We start from the raw sequence: 16,734 nt of genomic DNA, 5'->3' as shown, positions 1-16,734 counted from the left end.
GCATTAGCCAGCCAGCAGCGCAATGGCTTGCGGATAGGCCGATTTCAGCAAAATCTCGATGATCTGAATGGCCAAAAACGCGATGATCGGCGATAAGTCCAAGCCGCCCAAGCTCGGCATTAAGCGCCGGCAAGGGCCCAGCACAATCTCAGCAATTTGCATCAATGGCATCATCGCCGGACTCATGCCGCCCGAGGCCATGGCCACCCAGCTCAAGATCACCATGCCGAGGATGATCCAAAAGAAAAAGTCCGTGGCCGCGAGTAATAAGCTAAAAATCGACGTCACAAAGAGCAGGCTCGGTGTTACCGCTTGACCACTTAAATGCGCCAAGGCACTGAGTTGCACCAGCTTCAAAATCACGATCAGCACCAGCGCCGCGGTATCGAGACCAAACACGCTGGGGATGATACGGCGCAGCGGATGCAGCAGCGGCGAAGTGGATTTCACGACAAATTGCGACACCGGATTAAAAAAATCAGCCCCAGCGATTTGCAGCAATAAGCGCAGCCAGACCAGCAAAATCAACACGCTGAAAATGGTGTTGGTCAGCAGCAGGCCAATTTGGTTCATCGCATCCATTACTACGCTCCAGTTAATTCGTTAGCCAAACTCACGCCACGCGCCGCACATGCGCGCATGGCCTGCTCGACAATATCTGCGAAGCCAGCGGCATCAAACACGGCCACGGCCTGCTCGGTGGTGCCTTTTGGCGAGGTGACGCGGCGGCGCAGTTCATCGGGTGCTACATCGGCGGTGATGGCCATTTGTGCCGCACCCAGCGCGGTCTGTAAGGCCAGATCGCGCGCATCGTGGCGCGCTAAGCCAAGCTTCACGCCAGCCTCAATCATGGCTTCCATGAGGTAGAAAAAATACGCTGGGCCCGAGCCCGAGACGGCGGTGACGGCATCGATTTTAGTCTCAGTATCGACCCACAACGCAATGCCCACCGCGCCCAATACTTGCTCGGCTTGCACGCGCTGCTCATGGCTGACGGCGGCATTGGCAAACAGGCCAGTGGCACCGGTTTGCACCAAGGCTGGGGTGTTGGGCATGGCGCGCACCACGGCGGCATCACCGCCAAGCCATTGCGCCAATGATTGCGCGGGAATGCCTGCGGCGATGGAAATATATAAAGGCTGTTGCGGGCAATCGGCGAGCGCTTGCGTCACGGCTTTCATGGCCTGCGGCTTCACCGCCAGCACCACGATGTCGACGCTAGCGACCAGCTCACGGTTATCGGTGCCGGTGCGCAAGCCACGCGCGGCATGGACGCTTAGCGCTTGCTCGGAGACATCGGTGAGCATCAAGGCACTAGCGGGCCAGCCTTTCGCCAGCAGGCCGCCAACCAAGGCCGTGGCCATATTGCCGGCGCCAATAAATCCAATGCGGGGAAAATCTGTCATGCGGGTTTCCGACTCAGGATGTGGTGGGGCGTGCGCCGAAAATCGCGCTACCAACGCGCACCCAGGTGCTGCCAGCGGCAATCGCCTCGGTGACATCGGCACTCATGCCCATCGACAGCGTATCAAAGCCGCTCAGTGCCGGCAGTCTAGCGAGTATCGCGGCATGTGTCTTGGCCAGCGTCGCAAACGCGCGCGTATCGCCAGCTTTGGGGATGACCATGAGCCCGCGCAGCTGCAGGCGCGGCATGACTAGCACGGCCTCGACCAAGGCCGGCAATTCAGCCAGCGTGCAGCCGGACTTGCTGGCTTCATCGTCAATATTGACTTGCAGGCAGATGTTCAGCGGCGCTAACTCGGCCGGGCGCTGATCATTGAGCCGACGGGCAATTTTCAGCCGGTCAACGCTATGCACCCAGTCAAAATGCGCGGCAACTTCGCTGGTTTTATTACTTTGCAGCGGGCCAATGAGATGCCAGACGATGTCGCGGCCAGCAAGCGCCTGCATTTTCTCCAAGGCTTCTTGCACATAGTTTTCGCCAAAGTCGCGCTGACCGTGCGCGTTTAGGGCCGCAATCGCATCCGCCGAATGCAATTTGCTGACGGCCAAGAGCTGCACAGCGTCGGGCGCGCGGCCGGCCTGCTCACTGGCTTGCGCGATCTCATCACGCACCTGTTGCCAGCGCGAAATTAATTGCTCTGACGAGCTAGCATCTGCTGAATTCATGAGCCTAACTCGGTAATGAGAGTGACGATATTGTCGCCCAGTCATCGCGGAGTTGCCAATGGCCGAGCGAATTGCCGAGCCCCGAGAAAACGCCCAAGGCCCGCCGTGGCTCTATGCCGCCTGGGCCGCGGCCAAAGAAGCCGGTGCCGCCGATGTGCATTTGGTCAGTCATGAGCCCGTGCGCCTGCGCGTGCATGGCGAGCTGGGCTGCCTCGACTCGCTCCCGGCTTGTCCCGCTGCGCCTTGGCCAGAGGTGCTGGCATTATTTGCACCAGTCGGCAGCGACCACGATGAGCCGGAGGCAGCGAGTGCTAGCGAGACCATCGCGGCGCATCCTCGCTTTACCGGCGCCGAGGCCAGCCTCACGCACCCACAACTGGGTCGTGCGCGCGCCAGCCTAGCCGCGCATCAAGGCGGATGGCTGCTGGTCATGCGGCTGATCAGTGAGCGCATCCCGAGCCTAGCCGATGTGCAACTAAGCCCTACACAGGCCGATTTAGTGCTCGCCGCGCATGGCCTGCTATTGGTTACCGGCGCCACCGGCTCGGGAAAATCCAGCACCTTGGCGGCTTGGCTCGGTCATTGGCGCGCGCAGCGCCGCGGCCATGTCATCAGCCTCGAAGATCCCATCGAGTTTGTGCACGCCAACAGCCCCGAGCTGGGCTTGGTTAATCAACGTGAGATCGGACGCGACTGCACAAGTTTTGCCGATGGCCTGCGCGCAGCCTTGCGCCAAGACCCCGATGTACTGCTCATCGGTGAGCTACGCGACCGTGACACCGCCCGCTTAGCACTGATGGCTGCTGAAACCGGGCATTTGGTGATGGCCACGCTGCACACCGCCAGCGCCGTGGGCGCTATCGATAGATTGCTGAGTTTATTTCCCGCCGATGAGCGCACGCTAGCACAGGCGCAGCTCGCCGATAGCCTGCAAGCGGTGATGGCACAAGAGCTGGTCTGGTCCGTGCCAATGACTCACGCCGACCACATCGAGAAACCGCGCGCTCTGGTCTGTCGCGAAGTGCTGATTGCCACGCCGGCGGTGCGTCACTTAATTCGTGAACACCGGCTCGGCGACATTGAGCACATCATGCAAACGCAAGCGGCGCTGGGCATGCAAACCATGGCGCAGGCCAAGCGCTCACTGCGCCAAGCCTAATGATACAAGTACCGTACTAAGCAGTTGCTGGATCGGCGAGAGCACAGGCGCTAATAGCTGATCGACTCGGAATGTCACCTCACGCGTGGCTGCCAGCACAGCAGCGCTTAAGGCGTCACCCGGTAATGTCGCATTGTCGGCAATCTCGGCTGGTGCTTGATCGAGCGGTAAAACACCAACAACCACATTACGCAATAAGCGATTCACGGCCCCTACGGCGGCATCATTGATGGCGCTTGATTGCACAGTACCTAAGGCACTGATCAACGCAGTCGTATCATTTAGTGCATTAGCCGCCAAGCGCGCCAGTCCACTGGCTACAGGCGTATCCCCAGCGGCTTGCTCAGCCGCCTCGGCTGCAGCCACTAAGCTGCGTGAGAGCATCACTAACGGTGCAACCACTGCCGATAAATCTTGGCGCTGACAGGCATCCATCGCACGATTGCTAGTCACTGCATGACGATACTGCTGAGTGGCGATCGGCATGTCACGGAAGGCACTTGGTAGAGCCTCTGACGTAGCAAATGCTTGGCCAAGCTCGTCACCTAATACCTGCATACGACTCAACACATCACGCCCAGCAGCTTCTTGCAGTGCCGCTGCAGACTGAGGCTGACGAGCCGAATCGGTACTAGCAACTAATATGACATCAGCAATATCTAAGCTGGTTTGAGTAATACGGCTGAATGCATTCAGCATATTCTGCGGCGAACTACTCGCTGCTATACGCGGAGACAGCCCTACATTGAGTGCTTGCTGAAGCGGATCCAAAGGGCCGGCAGCTGGCATCACATTCGCCCGACGGGCGGCGGGCATTGCGTCGTCGACCATTGGTGATGAGGGTAAATCAAATGCCGGTAATACCGTGGCTTGGCAGTTATTGGCGGGCAGCCCGCTAAATGCATTGGTCGATTGCAGCCCTACTGCATCACGTGCGGTGAGTGTATTCGCACTGTCATTATTGCTTACAAGATAGGCTTGCAATGCATCAGACGTAGTCTCGTCTTGGACGCGACTGAAACGGTAATTAATGGTTTTGTCGGGCGCGCCATCGATAGTGACGATATCCGCTTGACGATCGCCCTCACCATCTACGACCTCGTACATTTCTGCCGTCAATAGAGGGCGAGCGTCGTTTGAGGCGACGCGCACTTCAACCCAAAAAAATCCATATTGATCATAGCGTTGCAATCGGGCCAAGTTACGGTCTTCATCGCCAACAGCGCGCTGCTTACCGCCCGCACCCGATACAATAAATTCCGTTTTCCCGCAGCTGGGTACGCTAGCTAACCACTGCAAATCATGATCATGGCCGTTGAAGTAAACATCGGCTTTATCGCAGATAGCCTCTTCCAAAAAGTCCTTGTAACGCTGAGCCGCTAACACCGGCAGCAACAACGCCTGAAGCGACGGCGCCAAAGGGTTTGCCGTGGATTGCCCAGCCTCAGCGGCAATCAAGTCATCATAGTTACCGGCATTACCATGCTCACCATTTGATAAGTAGGGATGATGCGCAAAGGCAAACTTCATCCGTGCCTGGCTCGTCGCCATGCCTTGCTTCAGCCAATTGAGTTGACGTAGACCATAGGTGCTATAGCTATATTCTGGTGACGCATCCGGAAAACCACCGGCCACCTGATTGGAATCGATGGCAAAAAACTCAAGCAATGGTTTAGCAGGCGTACCACCGGCGGAAAACTTGTAATAGCGCGAGGGCATTTGCCAGCGTGCTGTTTTTCGTGGATTCGATGCGTCGGTGCCCGTCGTATCAATGGGCGCATAGGTATAGTCAACTTGGTTTTCGCCACGCGCATTGCCGGCACCATCGCCACCAAAAAAGGCGCTGTTATCGTGGTTACCAGACACCATAAAAAATGGTAAATCCGCCGGAAACCCTAAGTAGGCACGCTCAAACTTATCGAAAAACTGTGGGTCGCTGACCGAACGCGTACCTTCCTCATAAATATTATCGCCCAGACCTAAAACGAACTGACAACCTTGGCGGATAGCCTCGGCACGCGTCAGACCGGTGCGACCCGTGGCGCGACCTTTAGCCTCGCAAACATCGGCCATGGCGGCACCAACCGCTAGTTGCGCATCAGTCCCTGAGCCGGCATCGCCGACCACCAAAAAGCGCACGCGGTTGGCATCGACCGTTGCTGGACGAACAACCGGCGTCGTATCGGGGTTATTGATATCGGGCTGACTGGTTCCCGGACCTGCTAGTTGTGCGCCGCCATTACTTGAGGAACCACCGCATGCACTTATACCTATAACGCCAACAAGCAAAGCCGATTGAATCATTATTTTCACGAGGCAATCTCCACAACAGCAGGTAAATGACGCGAGGGAGCCACGGGGAGTGGGCCCTCAGTGGCTGAAATAAGACGATTGGTACCCGACAGTACTTGAAAGCGTTTTCGTTTCGCTAAGTCTTCAACACCAATCAAGGCCTCATCGGTAATGCTTTGTACGTAGCGCCAATCGGCAACTAGTCGCTCAGGCGTCACATCAACCAACACAAAACCCTTTGACTTCAATTCATTGTAGCGGATGTGTGGATTCGCCAAGGGCACAGCAAGACTAACGACTTCGGCAACCCCATCTGGAAAGCCTGGCGAGGTAACCGACGGCGTTACTAGCTCCACGCCAAACGGCTGCTCAAGGCCGCCGCCAATAAGCAATGCCGGGTTTTCATAAAGCTCCATAGCCCAGCTGGTGTGAATATCACCCGTGAGCACCACGAGATTATCAAGGCCTATGGCACGAATGAAGTTGCGTAAATTGTTGCGCTCCGCTACATAGCCATCCCATTGATCCATGTTGACAGAGACCAAATTACCCAGCGCTTGTTGACCCAACACCTGTAACTGCGGCAATTCAACAAGATTAAGCTGACCAAACATGACTTGCTGCCCTAGAAAGGTCCAGTGCGCGCCTTGATTTTTAGCTTCCAATAACTGTAATTGCAGCCATTGGCGCTGATCATCGCCCAATAATGAGCGATTGGCATCGAAACGTGAGGGATCTATCGCGGGCGTCTCTGGCTGCTTATCGCGGCCAATAATTCGCGTATCAAGCATGATGATATCTAGCAGATCACCCACGCGTAGGCGTCGATAAATTACCTCGCGAGGATCCGGCCGCAGGCTTTCTGGCATACGTTCAAACTGCTCACGCAACGGCATCCAGTTGAAATACGCCCGAATGGCATGCCCCTTACGCACCTGGTAATCGCCCTCTTCGCCTTCCGTGTGATTTTCTGCGCCGTCACGATAACTATCATTGGTGATTTCGTGATCATCCCAAACAGCAATCATGGCAAATAAGCTATGTAACTTTTGCAGCTCAGGATCGCGTTTGTATTGAGCGTGACGTTGCACATAATCTTGCTCGGCAATCATTTCAGTTGCCGGCTCAGGCGTACGCGCTACTCCGTTACGCTGAAAAGCACTGCCATCGCCATACTCGCCTTCCCCGTATTCATATAAGTAATCCCCCAGATGCACGACAAAATCCAAGTCGTCTTGCTGGTTAATCAACTCATAAACACTGAAAAAACCGGCGGGCAGATTCGCGCAACTCGCTACCGCAAAACGCGCCTGCGCCACTGGCGCCACTGCCATGGTACGACCGCGACCAATACGCGATACCTGGCTACCCGCCACAAAGCGATAGTAAATATAATGCCCAGGCGGTAAAGCCTGCATGCGCCCTTGCGAGAAGCTGGCATCGGCATATTCAGAGACATTGCCCAAATCGACTTTCACGGTGAAATCACGCACACGATGTGCTAGGAATGCGCCCAAACGCTGCACTCCGCGATCCTCACTAAAGGCTTGCACCACTGCCGACTCGCTAAGACTCTGTGACGAGGTAATGTATTCGAGCGAAACAGGCACCCAGTCAATGGCGCTACTGGCAGGGCTGACCGCAGTCCAAACGATAAGACTGTCGGCTGTAGGATCACCGCTTGCCACACCATGCTCAAAAGCACGCTCGCCAGCAGTTAATGTGTCTACTTCAGCAGCAGTTAAACGCAGTGCTTGAGCACCTGTGGTACTTCCAGACGAGCCGCCGCAAGCAACTAGGCTCGACAGCGTTGCACCGATGACAACCGTACGACTAATAAAATCTCGACGATGCATGCTCTGCCTCCAAAAAATGAAAGCAAAGCCTAATCAGACTAAATGACAGTTTGAAGTCACCGCCTCGCGGCGGCAGAACATCAGGCGCTAGCGATCACACGCCCGAGCAGCGCTTGCCCGGCAAACAAACTGTTGCGGCCCACAGACTGCCAATGCGCATCGCCAACCTGCCAGCTCACCGATGGGTCAATGACCATCGCACCGCCGGCGTGCAGCAGGCTACCAATCGGCTGCGCAATAATACGCGCCGGTACACAGGTCAGCGCCTCAATCAAGCGTGATGCATCGAGCTCGCCGCTGGCCACCAAGCGCAGGCCAAGTGGCAGCACCGTCTCCAGCGTTGACATACCGGGCAAGGCTTCGGCAAACGGTGCGAGCTTGGCCGAGGCATTGAGCGGCTGGTGATCCGAGCAAATGGCATCAATCACGCCCTCGCGCACGCCGGCGATCAGCGCCAAACGGTCGCTTTCGCGGCGCAATGGCGGGCGCACATGGGCCATGGCATTGAAGCCATCAATGGCCATCTCAGTCAGATGCAATTGATGCATAGAGACATCGGCGGTGACCGGCAAGCCCTTAGCCTTGGCGATGCGAATGAGCTCGACCGACGCCGCACAGGAAAGCTGACCAATATGCGCACGCACGCCGGTTTGCTCAACTAAGAGCAACGTGGTCGCCAAAGCCACTGTCTCGGCACTATCGGGAATGCCCAGCAAGCCCATGCGCGAGGCCATGAAGCCATCGTGTGCACTACCGAGCGCTAAGGAGGCCTCCTCGGGCGAGAAAAATACCGTCATATCCATGCTGCTCGCGTATTCCAAGCAACGCAGCAGTGTCTCAACACTGGCCAATGGCTTGCGCGCCTGACTCACGCCCACACAGCCGGCGGCTTTCAGGCCACCCATGCCGGCCAGCGCCTTGCCTTCCAGACCGCGCGTCATGGCGCCGAGCGGATAGACTTTGGCAAACCCTGCCGCCTGAGCTTTTTCAATGACCTGTGCCGCGAGCGCGCCGTGATCGATAACCGGGTTGGTATCTGGCGGCAACACCAGATGTCCAAAACCACCGGCGCGCGCTGCCCGCGTTTCGCTAGCAATGGTGCCGTGCTGTTTCGGACCGGGCTCACGCAAGCGCGCGCACAGATCCACAAACGCTGGCGTGAGCCACAGGCCTTTGCCATCAAGAATCTCATCGCCAGCCGAAACCACGCAGGCCTCACCGAGCGCCACCGCCTGACCCTCATGCAAGCGCGCATCGGTCACGGTATCAATGCCCTGTGCCGGATCAATCACCCGAATGCCGCGATAAATAACGCTCATGTCGAGGCTCCCTGTGCGCGCTCGGCATCTTGGCCGGCCACCGACATCGCCAGCACCGCCATGCGCACCGCGATGCCATAATTGACTTGCTTCAAAATCAGCGACTGCGGACCATCGGCGAGTTCCGACTCGATCTCCACGCCGCGATTGATCGGCCCCGGATGCATCACCAGCACATTCGGCTTGGCGACCTTCAGGCGCTCGCGCGTGAGGCCATAGAGGCTGTAAAACTCGCTACTGCCGGGCAATAACGCCGACTCCATGCGCTCATTTTGGATGCGCAGCGCAATCGCCACATCGACATCTTTCAGGCCGGCGCTTAAATCTTCAAACACCTGCACGCCGAGCTCCTCAAAATCACGCGGCAGCAAGGTGCGCGGGCCAATCACGCGGATTTCGCGAGCGCCCAAGGTTTGCAGCGCATGGATCTCCGAGCGCGCCACCCGCGAGTGACGAATATCACCAATAATGGCCACCGTGAGGCCGGTAAAATCGCCGGCATGGCGGCGGATGGTGAGCATATCGAGCATGGCTTGTGTGGGATGTGCGTGACGGCCATCGCCAGCGTTAATCACGGCAATGCGCGGCGTGACTTGGCTGGCAATGAAGTGCGCGGCGCCGGAGAGCCCATGGCGCACCACGAAGATATCGGCGGTCATGGCCTCTAAGTTCCAGAGCATATCGCGCAGCGTCTCGCCCTTGCTGGTCGAGCTTTTCGAGATATCGATATTGAGCACATCGGCGCTGAGGCGCTTGGCGGCGACCTCAAAGGTGGTGCGGGTGCGCGTGGAGGCCTCAAAAAATAGGTTCATGACCGTGCGACCAGCAAGCACTGGCTCGTTGCGGATGCCGCCGTGACCATCGAGAAAGCTATCAGCGCGGTCCAAAATGGCCGTGAGTATCTCGCGTGAGAGCCCTTCGGTACTGAGAAAATGCTTTAAATCGCCTTGCGAATTGAGCTGTAAGCGGCTGGCTTGATGAGCATGAGACTGATGCATAAGCGCGATTCCCGAAGTGGCGGTGGCCAAGGCGTGGCGCATTGTAGCGCGCACACGGCTTGCGCCCAAGTGGGTATCAGCGGGTGATAAGCACCGAACTCACGGCTACTGCCGTGGTGGGCGCTTCGGCGGTGGCGTCGGCGGTCGCAGCGGATTAATAAACAGGCGCAAATAGCGCCCCACCCACTTCACAAACTCCCAGACTTTCAGCCAATGCTCATTGTCGCGCTCGCTATCGAGCAGGCTGATATCCGGCGATGCACCGAGCAGCGCGGTGAGCTCGGCGCTCACGGTCTCGCGCGCTTCTGGGCTGAGTCGTGGCAGCTGCGCATAGGCGGTTTTATCGCCCAAATGAAAGGCCAAATAACGTCGGCCCGTGACCTCATAGAGCATATCCCAGCGCGTAATGTCGGCGCGCGGTACACGCGTCTCAGCGCGAAGACCACCGGGCTTAATGACTAACTCATGCTGCTCAATAAAAACCTTCATAGGCGCTGCCAGTTAGGGGCTTGTAGCCACGATTCAGCAATTAAGCAGGCCGCTGTGGAGTCGAGCGATGGCAGCCGGCCGCCGCGCTGCGCGCGCACATCGGTCAAGGTCTCGCGGGCGGCGCGCGTGGTCAGCCGCTCATCTTGGCGATACACCGGCAGCGCCGGGTAACGTGCCGCCAAACGCCGCGCAAATTTTAAGGCGCGATGGCCAATTTCCGAGGCCGTGCCATCCATGTTTAAGGGGTTGCCAACGAGTAGCGCAGTCGGGCACCAGCTATTTATCAGCGCATCCAGTGCTACCCAGTCGGGGATGCCATCGCGCGCAGGTATAGGGGTTTGTGGCGAACCCGTGCCGGTCAACGCCAAGCCGCCCGCCACGCCAATGCGCTTGGTGCCAAAATCAAACGCCAACACGCGTTCAGGCAATGGCTTCTCGAATGCCTGCATCGAGCCATCTGGCAACACGGGCTCAGGCATGACCGACATCGTGCGAGAGCAGTCGCCAATCGAGCCCGAGGGCATTGATCGCGGCTTCCCAGCGCGCCTCATAGGGCAGCTCAAACAGCACATCGGTCGATGCCTGCGAGGTCAGCCATTGGTTATCGGCAATTTCCTCTTCAAGCTGACCCGGCTGCCAACCGGCATAGCCCAATGACACCAAATAATCGCTGGGACCGTGGCCTTGCGAGATGGCGTCGAGGACATCGCGCGAATGCGTCACCGCGATTGAGTCACTGCTGTGCAGCGTGGAGGTCCATGGGCCATGGCCGCGATGCAGCACAAAGCCGAGCTCCGGATGCACCGGGCCGCCGACCAGCACCGGCTGCTCTGGGCGCGCCAAAGGCTTCAACGCCGGCAAGCGAATTTCGCTGAGCAGGTGCGCAAACTGCACGTCGCTCGGATGGTTCACGATAAGCCCGGCAGCACCGTCTTCATCGTGGCGAAAAATATACACCACGGCGCGGCCAAACATGCTGTCGTCGAGCTCGGGCATGGCGACTAAAAACTGATTGGTGAGGTCAACGCTGATTGGCTTCATATAGCCACTATGGGGACGCGCGCGCGTGCTGACAAGGGGCAAGTCTCGGACATTTACACGCTAGCAGCGGTTTATTGCGTGGTTTTTAGGCCACCGGAAAAGCGCCATGTGCGAATGATCTGCAAGACATCGACCTGGCCCTGCTGCACCAGCGGAAACGCATCAAATGGCTGCGCCTCTCGCACCGAGGCTTTCGCGGCTTGGTCGAGCACCCGTCGGCCAGATGATTGCAGCACATCTATACGCTGCACACGGCCATTCGGCAAAATCGCCACCAGCAAGCGCACTTGGCCCTCGAGCTGCTGCGCGCGTGCTTGCGCTGGATAATTGGCATTTCCCACGGCCTCGATGCGCAGCCTAAATGTCTCCAAATACGCCGCCCAGGCATCGGCCTTAGTGCTCACCGCCGTAATGGTTTCAATGCGCGGGCGTTTGGCATAGGCCTGGCGACTGGCCGACAAACGCGCTTCGAGCGCGGCGATTTCACTGTCGCGACGGCTTTGCGCGTCCTCGGGGGCCGCACGTGGCTTTTCGATGGTCGGCGTGGGCCGCTCTTTCGGCGGCGGCGAGGTCTTTTCAGGCGACACGATGCTACTAACAATCAGCGCTTCAGGCGTTTGCAGCTCGGCCATTTGCTCAGCCTTTTTGCGCTGCGCATCGGCCTCACCGGGCAAGGGCGTGAGCTCGCGCGTACTCAATAGGCGCGCCTCGGTCAGCGTGCCGCTGCCTTGCTGATTAGCCTGCGCAATAAAGTCTGCTTCCGCCGGCGCCTGCGCGCTTTCGGCGGGCACCAAGGTGACCTCTAACGACGTTGCCGCCTGCGCCGCTGGCGGCACAAAACGAATGCCAAACAGCAACAGCGCATGCAGCAGCAGCGCCAACACCAGCGTGAAGGTGAGCCGATCGGCTGGCGTGACGACCGCTGTACTCATAGGCCGCAGCGCGCCAACTGCTGTTGCTGCACGCGCACTTCAACAGCGGCAATGAGCTTGTCGGCGATGCCAAAGCCATAGGCGGCATCGATCTCACGAATACAGGTGGGGCTGGTGACATTGACCTCGGTGAGGTATTCGCCAATGACATCGAGCCCGACAAACAGCAAGCCGCGGCGGCGTAGCTCAGGACCCGCGCGCTTGGCGATGCGCAGCTCATGGTCATTGATGGGTCGCGCTTCACCGCGCCCGCCAGCGGCCAAGTTGCCGCGAATTTCATCGCCTTGCGGAATGCGCGCGAGCACATAGGGCACGGGCTCGCCGTCGATCATCAGCACACGCTTATCGCCATCGCTAATCTCGGGAATATAGCGCTGCGCCATGATCGGGCGCTGCCCCATGTCGGTAAGCATCTCCAGCGTCGAGCCAATGTTGGCGCCGCCAGCGCTGAGGCGAAAAATACCGGCGCCGCCCATGCCATCGAGCGGCTTCACAATCACATCTTTTTCGGCGGCAATAAACGCGCGCAGCTCCGGCGAGCGCGAACTCACAATGGTCGGCACCATGCATTCGGCAAAGGCTGTGGCAAAGAGCTTTTCGTTGCAATCACGCAAGGCTTGCGGCTTGTTGATCACCACCACGCCGGCCTGCTCGGCGCGCTCGAGCAAATACGTGGCGTAGATAAAGTTCATATCGAATGGCGGGTCTTTACGCATCAATAGCGCATCGAGGCGGCTGAGTGGCTGCTCGATCCATTCGCCGAGCTCAAACCAACGCGCGGGGTCTTCAAACACCTGCAATGGCGCCATGCGCGCCCAAGTCTCGCCAGCGCGCAATGACAGGCCATCGGGCTCGATATACCAAAGCTCGTGGCCGCGCTTGGCCGCCGCCCAGAGCATGGCCAGCGTTGAGTCTTTTTTGTAGGTGACCTGAGCGATCGGGTCCATCATTACGGCCAACTTCATGCGGAACTCCTAAATTGGGGGTGCTGAGTGCAGCGGCGCTTACGCCACCACCCCGAATTGATCGCGATAAGCGCGCATGGCATCGAGATGCTCGGCGTGCTGCCCCGTTTGCTCAATATACGTAATGAGCTGCTCAAACCGAATAATCGACACCACCGGAATATCAAAGTCGCGCTCCACCTCTTGAATGGCCGAGAGCATGCCCTTGCCACGCTCTTGGCGATCAACCGCAACCAGCACGCCAACCGCTTGCGCGCGCGCATCTTGCACCAGCTGCATGACCTCGCGAATGGCGGTGCCGGCCGTAATCACGTCATCGATGATGAGCACCCGGCCGGCCAGCGGCGAGCCGACAATCAGGCCACCTTCGCCGTGATCTTTGGCTTCTTTGCGGTTGAAGCACCACGGCATATCGCGGCCAAAATGCTCGGAGAGCTGCACCGCGGTGGCCGAAGCAATGGGAATGCCTTTATAGGCCGGGCCAAACAGCACATCGCCATCGAGCTGATGATCGATGATGGCGGCGGCGTAAAACTGCCCGAGCGCGGCCAGGCGCTTGCCGGTATTAAACAGCCCGGCATTGAAGAAATATGGGGATTGCCGGCCCGATTTCAGCGTGAAGCTGCCAAAACGCAGCACACCTTGGCTGAGGGCAAACTCAATAAACTCGCGTTGATACTCGCGCATGACCAACCTTTCCGAAGCTAAACAGGGCGCCATGATAGCGCGCGGACGCGTCGGTGTGGATGCGCGAGCGATGATTAACGCAGCGTTTTCACCAGCGCGTTAATCGCCGCACTCAGCTCTTTCGGCGAGTTTTCCTGCAAGAAATGCCCGCCGCGCACAGTAATGTGTGGCTGACCCGCCGCACCCGGAATGCGCGCTTGCATATAAGTATCGCCGCCGCGCGTGATCGGATCACCCTTACTGAAGCAGGTCAAAAATGGCTTGTGCCATTGCTCCAATACCTGCCAAGCCGCGCGGTTGGCGGTGGTGGCGGGATCATTCGGCGTGGTCGGCACTAAGCGCGGGAAGGCACGCGCACCGGCCTTGTAGCGACTGCTCGGAAATGGCGCGTCGTAGGCGGCGCGCTCAGCTGGACTCAGGCTATTAAAGCAGCCCGAGGCAACAATGCGTGCAATCGGAAACCACGGGCTATAAAGCGCGAAATTTTTCCAAATCTTAAAGGCCTTGGGCATGGCCTGATCGCCAGTCGGCAACATGCCATTGCCCACAACGATGGCGGCAAAACGCTCCGGATGCTCCGCCGCCAAACGCAAGCCAAGCAGTGAACCCCAGTCTTGGCAGACCAGCGTGATGTCGCGCAGGTCGAGCTGAATGATCAGATTGGTCAGCCACGCCATGTGGTTGGCGTAACTGTAATCTTTAATGCCACTGGGCTTGTCGGACTTACCAAAGCCAATGAGGTCGGGCGCAATCACGCGACTGCCCTCAGCGGCGACCAGCGGAATCATGTGTCGGTACAAATAGCTCCAGGTCGGCTCGCCGTGCAGCATGAGCACCGGCTTGGCATCGCGCGGGCCTTCATCGACGTAATGCATGCGCAGGCCGCTGGGCGCGAGCTCGCAATAATTCGCGGCAAAGGGGTAGTCGGGCAGATCGGCAAAGCGCGAGTCGGGGGTGCGTAGCGTGGCCATAGCGGTGCTCATTTTGTCGGCAAGTGGCGGCTAGACTACGCGATGAACGGTCGAAATGACCACTCATCGTGAATGTTTCGTTAAAAAGGCATCCAAAGTCGGCACTCTCGCGTATAGCTAAGGCAACGACTAAACCCAACACCCTCGTGGAGTGTCAAGATGACCAATAAAATGAGTAAACGCCCGCGCCTACTGCCACTTGTGAGCATGATGCTACTGGCCAGCGCCGCCACCGTGACCACGGTGCAGGCCTCAAGCCACCGTGAAGCGCCCTACATCACCAGCCAACCCAAAGTCGATGGCACCGACTTTTACATGTTCAACAGCTACGAGCAGGGCCGAGATAAATGGGTCACACTGATCGCCAACTACCTGCCCCTGCAAGATGCCTACGGCGGACCGAACTATTTCTCGTTAGACCCCAATGCGCTGTATGAGATTCACATTGATAACGATGGCGATGCGGTGGAGGACATTACGTTCCAATTCCGCTTTAAAAACAATCTGGCGGATATCACCGTTCCTGTTGGCGGCAAAGATATCTCCATTCCAATCGTTAACTTCATCCCCAAAAGTGCAACTGAACCAACTTTGAATGTAAATGAAGAGTTCACAGTAACAGTCGTTCGTGGCCCGCGCCGTGGTGCAAGCAGCTCTCGTCTTCCGATTACAAATGCAAGCGGTGGCAGCAGCACATTTGCCAAACCAGTCGACAATATTGGTGCAGCAACTATTCCTGACTATGCAGGCTATGCTGCTAAATTTGTCTACAACGTAAACATTCCAGGATGTGACATGCAGGCCAGGTTATTTGTTGGTCAGCGAAAAGACTCATTCGCAGTGAATTTGGGTGAAACATTTGACTTGATCAATATTGCAGCACCAGCAGTTGAGCTGCTTGCTGGCGCTGAGAGCGCTGAAAACGCCAAAAATGATCTGGCCGATAAAAACGTCACCACATTGGCAATGGAAGTGCCGAAAAGTTGTTTAACCAGCGGATCTGATCCTGTTATTGGTGGCTGGACAACCGCCAGTGTGCGTCAAGCGCGCCTGTTGAATCCAAAACCACAAAGTAACAACACAGCCAGTAAAGAAGGTGGGGCTTGGACACAGGTGTCACGCCTAGGTATGCCGTTGGTAAACGAAGTCATCATTGGCCTGAAAGACAAGGACAAGTTCAATGCAAGTCAACCGAAAGACGATGCGCAATTTGCAGATTATGTGACCAATCCATCGCTACCATTTCTGATTGAAGCTCTTTTTGGAACAGGTGCACCAACAAATTTCCCAAGAACAGACTTGGTAGCTGCATTTTTAACCGGTGTTCCAATGCTTAACCAACCAGCCAATGTTCAAGGCGCAGAAATGTTACGTCTAAATACCAGCATCGATGCGAAACCTGCTGCGATGCAGGAGCGACTTGGTGTGCTAGCTATGGATACTGCCGGTTTCCCTAACGGTCGCCGGCCAGGCGACGACGTTGTTGATATTGAGCTGCGCGTAGCTATGGGTGTGTTAAACGCCAGCGATTCGGCTGTCGCGCCGTCTGGTGGCCTTCAGTTTACTGATGGCGTACTACAAGAAGCGACTCAATTTGATAACGTATTTCCATACTTGACAACCCCACTGTCCGGCTCGCCTGACGCTGATGCTCGCGCATCAACAAAATAAAGGAGAGTGGCTATGAAAATTCATACCAAACTCGCCTTAGCTACGGCAGCCGCGCTAACACTGGCGGCCTGTGGGGGCGATAGTAACCGTGAGGATGTCGGCATCGTGGCGCAGGTTCGCGCGCTGATTAACGACACGCCGGAAACCACCGAGCCATCGCAAGCGTTGTTCGATAAAGCCGTGGCGGGCACACCAGAGACTGGTGAGCCCAACGCACTATGATC

Annotated in this window: 17 protein-coding genes; 3 read left to right on the top strand and 14 right to left on the bottom strand. The window is 57.5% G+C overall.

Annotated features, from left to right (window positions below; genetic code table 11):
- Positions 1–3 precede the first annotated feature (3 nt).
- Genes DFR26_RS01945 through DFR26_RS01935 form a run of 3 tightly spaced genes read right to left on the bottom strand, consistent with a single transcriptional unit; the run spans position 4 to position 2,130 of the window.
- On the bottom strand, positions 4–582 hold the full coding sequence (locus DFR26_RS01945; protein WP_116207251.1) for a YggT family protein: 579 nt from the start codon (positions 580–582) through the stop codon (positions 4–6).
- Positions 583–584: 2 nt separating this feature from the next.
- Positions 585–1,406 (bottom strand): pyrroline-5-carboxylate reductase, encoded by an 822-nt coding sequence (gene proC / locus DFR26_RS01940; RefSeq protein ID WP_116207250.1) that lies wholly within the window; start codon positions 1,404–1,406, stop codon positions 585–587.
- A gap of 13 nt (positions 1,407–1,419) precedes the next feature.
- On the bottom strand, positions 1,420–2,130 hold the full coding sequence (locus tag DFR26_RS01935; RefSeq protein WP_116207249.1) for a YggS family pyridoxal phosphate-dependent enzyme: 711 nt from the start codon (positions 2,128–2,130) through the stop codon (positions 1,420–1,422).
- A gap of 58 nt (positions 2,131–2,188) precedes the next feature.
- Between DFR26_RS01935 and DFR26_RS01930 the strand changes: the two genes are divergently transcribed.
- Entirely contained in the window at positions 2,189–3,289 is a 1,101-nt protein-coding gene (locus DFR26_RS01930) for a type IV pilus twitching motility protein PilT (RefSeq protein WP_116207248.1), read from the top strand.
- Here the strand turns inward: DFR26_RS01930 and DFR26_RS01925 are convergent.
- The 11 genes from DFR26_RS01925 to DFR26_RS01875 form a co-directional block, all read right to left on the bottom strand.
- Positions 3,272–5,593 carry a metallophosphoesterase gene (locus DFR26_RS01925; protein WP_116207247.1) on the bottom strand — a complete coding sequence of 774 codons (2,322 nt, stop codon included), beginning with the start codon at positions 5,591–5,593 and terminating at the stop codon, positions 3,272–3,274. The two genes, DFR26_RS01930 and DFR26_RS01925, sit on opposite strands and share 18 nt — an antisense overlap.
- A gap of 5 nt (positions 5,594–5,598) precedes the next feature.
- The gene (locus DFR26_RS01920; RefSeq protein ID WP_116207246.1) at positions 5,599–7,437 is read right to left on the bottom strand and encodes an alkaline phosphatase D family protein; all 1,839 of its coding nucleotides are present in this window, start codon (positions 7,435–7,437) and stop codon (positions 5,599–5,601) included.
- A gap of 80 nt (positions 7,438–7,517) precedes the next feature.
- Positions 7,518–8,756, bottom strand: coding sequence for a dihydroorotase (locus DFR26_RS01915; protein ID WP_116207245.1), 1,239 nt, complete (start codon positions 8,754–8,756; stop codon positions 7,518–7,520).
- Entirely contained in the window at positions 8,753–9,754 is a 1,002-nt protein-coding gene (locus DFR26_RS01910) for an aspartate carbamoyltransferase catalytic subunit (RefSeq protein ID WP_116207626.1), read from the bottom strand. The genes DFR26_RS01915 and DFR26_RS01910 overlap by 4 nt, the downstream gene beginning before the upstream one ends.
- Positions 9,755–9,859: 105 nt before the next feature.
- Complete coding sequence (locus DFR26_RS01905) at positions 9,860–10,243, bottom strand: hypothetical protein (RefSeq protein ID WP_116207244.1); 384 nt, start codon at positions 10,241–10,243, stop codon at positions 9,860–9,862.
- The gene (gene ruvX, locus DFR26_RS01900; protein WP_245952987.1) at positions 10,240–10,722 is read right to left on the bottom strand and encodes a Holliday junction resolvase RuvX; all 483 of its coding nucleotides are present in this window, start codon (positions 10,720–10,722) and stop codon (positions 10,240–10,242) included. Before ruvX ends, DFR26_RS01905 begins: the two co-directional genes overlap by 4 nt.
- Positions 10,715–11,284 carry a YqgE/AlgH family protein gene (locus tag DFR26_RS01895; protein WP_116207243.1) on the bottom strand — a complete coding sequence of 190 codons (570 nt, stop codon included), beginning with the start codon at positions 11,282–11,284 and terminating at the stop codon, positions 10,715–10,717. The genes ruvX and DFR26_RS01895 overlap by 8 nt, the downstream gene beginning before the upstream one ends.
- Positions 11,285–11,355: 71 nt before the next feature.
- Positions 11,356–12,216: an energy transducer TonB gene (locus DFR26_RS01890; RefSeq protein ID WP_116207242.1), complete on the bottom strand. Its 861-nt coding sequence runs from the start codon at positions 12,214–12,216 to the stop codon at positions 11,356–11,358.
- Positions 12,213–13,181 (bottom strand): glutathione synthase, encoded by a 969-nt coding sequence (gene gshB, locus DFR26_RS01885; RefSeq protein ID WP_116207241.1) that lies wholly within the window; start codon positions 13,179–13,181, stop codon positions 12,213–12,215. The genes DFR26_RS01890 and gshB overlap by 4 nt, the downstream gene beginning before the upstream one ends.
- 39 nt (positions 13,182–13,220) lie before the next feature.
- Positions 13,221–13,868, bottom strand: a complete 648-nt coding sequence (pyrE, locus tag DFR26_RS01880; RefSeq protein ID WP_116207240.1) for an orotate phosphoribosyltransferase — start codon at positions 13,866–13,868, stop codon at positions 13,221–13,223.
- A gap of 74 nt (positions 13,869–13,942) precedes the next feature.
- Complete coding sequence (locus tag DFR26_RS01875) at positions 13,943–14,839, bottom strand: haloalkane dehalogenase (protein ID WP_116207239.1); 897 nt, start codon at positions 14,837–14,839, stop codon at positions 13,943–13,945.
- 159 nt (positions 14,840–14,998) lie between these two features.
- Between DFR26_RS01875 and DFR26_RS01870 the strand changes: the two genes are divergently transcribed.
- Together DFR26_RS01870 and DFR26_RS01865 are read left to right on the top strand one after the other, a co-directional pair.
- Positions 14,999–16,510 carry a DUF4331 domain-containing protein gene (locus DFR26_RS01870; RefSeq protein ID WP_245952986.1) on the top strand — a complete coding sequence of 504 codons (1,512 nt, stop codon included), beginning with the start codon at positions 14,999–15,001 and terminating at the stop codon, positions 16,508–16,510.
- 12 nt (positions 16,511–16,522) lie between these two features.
- Entirely contained in the window at positions 16,523–16,732 is a 210-nt protein-coding gene (locus DFR26_RS01865) for a hypothetical protein (protein ID WP_116207238.1), read from the top strand.
- Positions 16,733–16,734: the final 2 nt, after the last annotated feature.

It is taken from the genome of Paraperlucidibaca baekdonensis (genome assembly GCF_003387535.1).
GTDB classification, from domain to species: domain Bacteria; phylum Pseudomonadota; class Gammaproteobacteria; order Pseudomonadales; family Moraxellaceae; genus Perlucidibaca; species Perlucidibaca baekdonensis.
This window is presented reverse-complemented; position numbering and strand designations above follow the sequence as displayed.

Excerpts from the sequence above, each read along its gene's own strand:
- DFR26_RS01945 (WP_116207251.1), bottom strand. The coding sequence starts at position 582 with ATGGATGCGATGAACCAAATTGGCCTGCTGCTGACCAACACCATTTTC.
- proC (WP_116207250.1), bottom strand. The coding sequence starts at position 1,406 with ATGACAGATTTTCCCCGCATTGGATTTATTGGCGCCGGCAATATGGCC.
- DFR26_RS01935 (WP_116207249.1), bottom strand. The coding sequence starts at position 2,130 with ATGAATTCAGCAGATGCTAGCTCGTCAGAGCAATTAATTTCGCGCTGG.
- DFR26_RS01930 (WP_116207248.1), top strand. The coding sequence starts at position 2,189 with ATGGCCGAGCGAATTGCCGAGCCCCGAGAAAACGCCCAAGGCCCGCCG.
- DFR26_RS01925 (WP_116207247.1), bottom strand. The coding sequence starts at position 5,593 with ATGATTCAATCGGCTTTGCTTGTTGGCGTTATAGGTATAAGTGCATGC.
- DFR26_RS01920 (WP_116207246.1), bottom strand. The coding sequence starts at position 7,437 with ATGCATCGTCGAGATTTTATTAGTCGTACGGTTGTCATCGGTGCAACG.
- DFR26_RS01915 (WP_116207245.1), bottom strand. The coding sequence starts at position 8,756 with ATGAGCGTTATTTATCGCGGCATTCGGGTGATTGATCCGGCACAGGGC.
- DFR26_RS01910 (WP_116207626.1), bottom strand. The coding sequence starts at position 9,754 with ATGCATCAGTCTCATGCTCATCAAGCCAGCCGCTTACAGCTCAATTCG.
- DFR26_RS01905 (WP_116207244.1), bottom strand. The coding sequence starts at position 10,243 with ATGAAGGTTTTTATTGAGCAGCATGAGTTAGTCATTAAGCCCGGTGGT.
- ruvX (WP_245952987.1), bottom strand. The coding sequence starts at position 10,722 with ATGCCTGAGCCCGTGTTGCCAGATGGCTCGATGCAGGCATTCGAGAAG.
- DFR26_RS01895 (WP_116207243.1), bottom strand. The coding sequence starts at position 11,284 with ATGAAGCCAATCAGCGTTGACCTCACCAATCAGTTTTTAGTCGCCATG.
- DFR26_RS01890 (WP_116207242.1), bottom strand. The coding sequence starts at position 12,216 with ATGAGTACAGCGGTCGTCACGCCAGCCGATCGGCTCACCTTCACGCTG.
- gshB (WP_116207241.1), bottom strand. The coding sequence starts at position 13,181 with ATGAAGTTGGCCGTAATGATGGACCCGATCGCTCAGGTCACCTACAAA.
- pyrE (WP_116207240.1), bottom strand. The coding sequence starts at position 13,868 with ATGCGCGAGTATCAACGCGAGTTTATTGAGTTTGCCCTCAGCCAAGGT.
- DFR26_RS01875 (WP_116207239.1), bottom strand. The coding sequence starts at position 14,839 with ATGGCCACGCTACGCACCCCCGACTCGCGCTTTGCCGATCTGCCCGAC.
- DFR26_RS01870 (WP_245952986.1), top strand. The coding sequence starts at position 14,999 with ATGACCAATAAAATGAGTAAACGCCCGCGCCTACTGCCACTTGTGAGC.
- DFR26_RS01865 (WP_116207238.1), top strand. The coding sequence starts at position 16,523 with ATGAAAATTCATACCAAACTCGCCTTAGCTACGGCAGCCGCGCTAACA.